The 2,249-nt window shown below is 47.4% G+C and carries 4 protein-coding genes; 1 reads left to right on the top strand and 3 read right to left on the bottom strand.

What is annotated here, in order from left to right; all coding sequences use genetic code 11:
* Positions 1-51: 51 nt before the first annotated feature.
* Complete coding sequence (gene trmL / locus KDK14_RS07695; protein ID WP_257264496.1) at positions 52-516, bottom strand: tRNA (uridine(34)/cytosine(34)/5-carboxymethylaminomethyluridine(34)-2'-O)-methyltransferase TrmL; 465 nt, start codon at positions 514-516, stop codon at positions 52-54.
* A 153-nt stretch (positions 517-669) separates the two neighbouring features.
* Positions 670-795 (bottom strand): hypothetical protein, encoded by a 126-nt coding sequence (locus tag KDK14_RS07690; RefSeq protein ID WP_257264495.1) that lies wholly within the window; start codon positions 793-795, stop codon positions 670-672.
* A 563-nt stretch (positions 796-1,358) separates the two neighbouring features.
* Here KDK14_RS07690 and KDK14_RS07685 point away from each other — a divergent pair.
* The gene (locus KDK14_RS07685) at positions 1,359-1,919 is read left to right on the top strand and encodes a hypothetical protein (RefSeq protein WP_257264493.1); all 561 of its coding nucleotides are present in this window, start codon (positions 1,359-1,361) and stop codon (positions 1,917-1,919) included.
* A gap of 122 nt (positions 1,920-2,041) precedes the next feature.
* Here KDK14_RS07685 and KDK14_RS07680 read toward each other — a convergent pair.
* A partial coding sequence (locus KDK14_RS07680) for a hypothetical protein (RefSeq protein WP_257264492.1) occupies positions 2,042-2,249 on the bottom strand: 208 nt, incomplete at its 5' end.

Genomic DNA, 2,249 nt, shown 5'->3' with positions numbered 1-2,249 from the left:
ATCCTCAATTTTCTGCCATCCTCGCTACGGGCGCTATTCTCGGACAGCCTCCTAGCGCCCACCAACAAATCCCATCTGCCGCCAGGCTTCATAAATCATCACCGCCGCTGTGTTGGACAGGTTCAGGCTGCGGCTGTTTGGCAGCATTGGTAATCTCAGCACCTGATCGCCGGGCAGGGACGTCAGTATCTCCGCTGGCAGGCCACGGGTTTCAGGACCAAACAGCAGAGTATCACCTTCACGAAACGCGCAGCAGCTGTAATTACGTTTACCCTTGGTACTCAGTGCCAGCACCCGGTCGGGTTTGACGGTTGCCAGAAAACCCCCATAGTCCCGGTGAATCTTCAGCTCGGCAAACTCATGGTAATCCAGACCTGCCCGCTTTAATCGCTGATCATCCAGCTCAAAGCCCAGGGGCTCAATCAGATGCAGACGAAAGCCGGTATTGGCACAGAGGCGGATGATATTACCGGTGTTGGGGGGGATTTCCGGCTGGTAGAGAGCAATATCGAGCATGGGTGATTCCAAAAGATAACAGAGTGTCAATCTTGGAGTGTCAATCTTAGAATGTCAGGGATTGGGTGGCATTAGTTGGATTAGGGTCGCTTCCCGATTCCGCTGCCCGCTTTCCGTAAAGGCTCAACTGCAGCGGATGTTTCGGATAGCCTCCTAACCTGCCTGGGTGAACCCGAAGATCATTACCAGCGTCAAAAACAAAGTGAGAATGTTGCAGCCGCTGCCATAGCGGATCAGTTTTTTGTCACTGCGGTTGTGGTTGTAAGCAGACAGGTCCATGGTCAAAAGCCTCAAATCGTGAAGTCATACAAAGAGGTGTTCTTTAAGAATAGTGTATGCATTCGATACTCAAGCCCGATGGTGTCAGTGGGTAGTTATGGGGAGTCAACGGTTTTTTCGGGCCGTGGGCGCGGGGATGAGCAAAGGCTGTCACTTTCGTGGTTCATATAAAAAATTTTATGTAACTGGTATTCGCAAAGGCCGAAAACACGGTAATTTATTTGGGTTTGAGTCACAAAACACTTGAGTATTAGTCCGCAATATTTAAGAATCAGGGTTCACTATAACTGACTGAATGCTTACATCGTTGTTGAAATCCTTACATTAAAAGACTTTGGTTAGATAATAAAATTATCAGGATTGATGTGGGAAGGCTTTGAATGGATTCATGGAAATTGTGAATTGTTAACAGTGAATGGTTAATCATAACAACGGGTTTGCCCCTGATAACTATTAACTCTTCACCATTAACACTTCCCTTTCTGTTATCCACCAACCGGACAATGCCATATAACAACATAATCACAGGCAAACAGCAGCTAATCACTGCAAGGGAGAAAATAATGAAAACATTAAAGACATTGGCACTGGCGACGGCGGTTTCTACGGGGTTGTTGGGGGCTGTTGGAGCGATGGCGGCTACACAGGGGGCAGTCGGAGGTTCATCAACCGGGGACTTCGATGTCTCTTTTATAAAGCCTGGTGAGGTGGCTATTTGGGGGATGCGGGATATTCCATTTACTGCTGATGGCACAAAGACACTCCAGGCATGCGTATACAGCAGCACAACGGATGTTCAGTTTCAACTGAACACGGATACAGAAGACTTTGGGCTGCACCTGGACCCTGATAATCCTGACGCGAACCCTGCAATTACTTTCACTGTTGACGTTAAGGATAAGAACAGTGCAAGCGAACTTTGGGGAGATGGAGGTCTGGCTCACGGAAATACGTCTATCAAAACATTTGGGGTTATTGGCGCTGCAAAGCCAGCAAACCCGGCAAGTGACATTTGTACTGGAACAGATCAAACAATTGATATTGATGTAACTGTTGCTGGTACAAGTGGTGCGGCAGATGGTGAATATACTAACACTGTAGAATTAGTCGTAAGCGCAATTTAATCTGAACTCGTTTCCTCTGTCGCTCGTGGGAATACATACCGAATTCGCCTGATGCTACCTACCGAGGTATGCATTCCCACGCAGAGCGTGGAAACGGGAACCAAATTTGTATCTTTCTGCCTTTACGGTTCAAGCCAAAACCTCCACTCAAAGTGGAAATCAATAAACTCTAAGATCTCTGTGCCACACCAGGGATGGTAAAAGCACTGAAAATAATTGACTGCATGGATGCAGGATAAAGCATGGAGCCGTTGCTGAGGAGCAATGTTCAGCAACTTTGCCGTGAAAAATATTTTGCTCAACCATTTTTCATCCCTGAGGGTGGCGCAA

The organism is Endozoicomonas sp. ONNA2 (genome assembly GCF_024606365.1).
In the GTDB taxonomy this organism is placed as follows: Bacteria; Pseudomonadota; Gammaproteobacteria; order Pseudomonadales; family Endozoicomonadaceae; genus Endozoicomonas.
The sequence above is the reverse complement of the archived record's forward strand: the minus strand, read 5'-3'. Positions and strand labels throughout refer to the sequence as shown.